We start from the raw sequence: 1,590 nt of genomic DNA, 5'->3' as shown, positions 1-1,590 counted from the left end.
GACCGAGCGAGCAGAGCAGCAGCTTCGGGATACGTAGTCATAAAAGTTCCTGATTCCTAGGAGGAGGGGGACTGCTGTGCGCTCTGTCAGGGGCGCGGGGCTGTGTTCGACATGCGGCTACCGACGCGCGGGCGCGGCCGGCCACAACCGGCCCGCACCCCACGACGAAACAGTTCAGGGCAGACGCTTACGCACCCCACCCGGCCTGCTCCCCGCCCACCCGCTCCGCGACGATCTTCTCCGCCCATCCAGACCGCCGGTACGCCGCGATCGGGTCCTGGTCGATGCCCAGTTCCTCACGCACCTCCCGCAGCAGCGGCCGCACATCCGTGTTGTACGCGTCCATCAGTACCGCGTTCGCCTCCAGCACGTCCCCGGTCCGCTGTGCCGCGGTCAGGGCGTCGCGGTCGACGAGAAGGGCCTTGGCGGTGGCCTCCTGGACGTTCATGACGGAGCGGATGACGGCGGGGATCTTCGCCTCGATGTTGTGGCACTGGTCGAGCATGAAGGCCACGTCAGGTGTGAAGCCGCCACCTCGGATCACCTCGTACATGATCCGGAACAGCTGGAACGGATCGGCGGCGCCGGCCATGAGGTCGTCGTCGGCGTAGAACCGCGAGTTGAAGTCGAACGCGCCGAGCTTGCCCTCCCGCAGCAGGGTGGCGACGATGAACTCGATGTTCGTACCCGGCGCGTGGTGGCCGGTGTCGACCACGACCTGTGCCTTCGGGCCCAGCTTGAGGCAGTGGGCGTACGCGGTCCCCCAGTCCGGGACGTCGGTCGTGTAGAAGGCGGGCTCGAACAGCTTGTACTCCAGCAGGAGCCGCTGGTCGTCACCGAGCCGCGCGTACACCTCGGCCAGCCCCTCCGCCAGCCGGTCCTGCCGGCCACGGATGTCGTCCTGACCGGGATAGTTCGTGCCGTCCGCGAACCAGAGCTTCAGGTCGCGCGACCCCGTCGCGTCCATGATGTCGACGCACTCCAGCAGATGGCCGACGGCCTTGCGGCGCACCGCCGCTTCCGGGTGGCAGATGCTGCCCAGCTTGTAGTCGTCGTCCTGGAAGGTGTTGGAGTTGACGGTGCCCAGCTTCACCCCTCGATCCGCGGCGTGCTTGGCGAGGGCGCTGTAGTCGTCGACCTTGTCCCAGGGGATGTGCAGGGCGACGGTCGGCGTCACCCCCGTCACCGCGTGGACCTGCGCCGCGTCGTCCAGCTTCTCCCACGGGTCGCGCGGTACGCCCTGCTGCGCGAACACCTTGAAACGGGTCCCCGAGTTCCCGTACGCCCACGACGGCGTCTCGACGGTCTGGGTCTTCAACGCGGCCTTGACCGCGGCGACATCGGTCACTACAGGGCTCCTGTGACGTCGGATGCGAGGGACGGTTCTGTTCGGATGGACAGCTCACCGCCACATGAAACGATTCATTGAGGAAGCTAAAAGGCGCTCGCTCTGGTGTCAACCCACCTCCGGATTCGACCGACCCGAAACACAGTCGTGACCTAGACCTGTGGATTTACCGACCGGGAACCATTGACGTGACGTCGTCGGCCCGAATAACGTCCCGGCAATCCAGTTGAAACCTTTCACGA

Annotated in this window: 1 protein-coding gene; it reads right to left on the bottom strand. The window is 66.2% G+C overall.

Features of this window, described 5'->3' with window-relative positions; genetic code table 11:
• Window positions 1-187 precede the first annotated feature (187 nt).
• A complete protein-coding gene (gene rhaI, locus AAW13_RS43840) occupies window positions 188-1,348 on the bottom strand; it encodes an L-rhamnose isomerase (protein WP_071659892.1) in 1,161 nt (386 codons plus the stop codon).
• Window positions 1,349-1,590: the final 242 nt, after the last annotated feature.

The sequence above is a fragment of the Streptomyces humi genome (assembly GCF_001005085.2).
Classification (GTDB): domain Bacteria; phylum Actinomycetota; class Actinomycetes; order Streptomycetales; family Streptomycetaceae; genus Streptomyces; species Streptomyces humi.
Note: the sequence above shows the minus strand (reverse complement) of the source record. Positions and strands in the feature narration are given on the sequence as shown.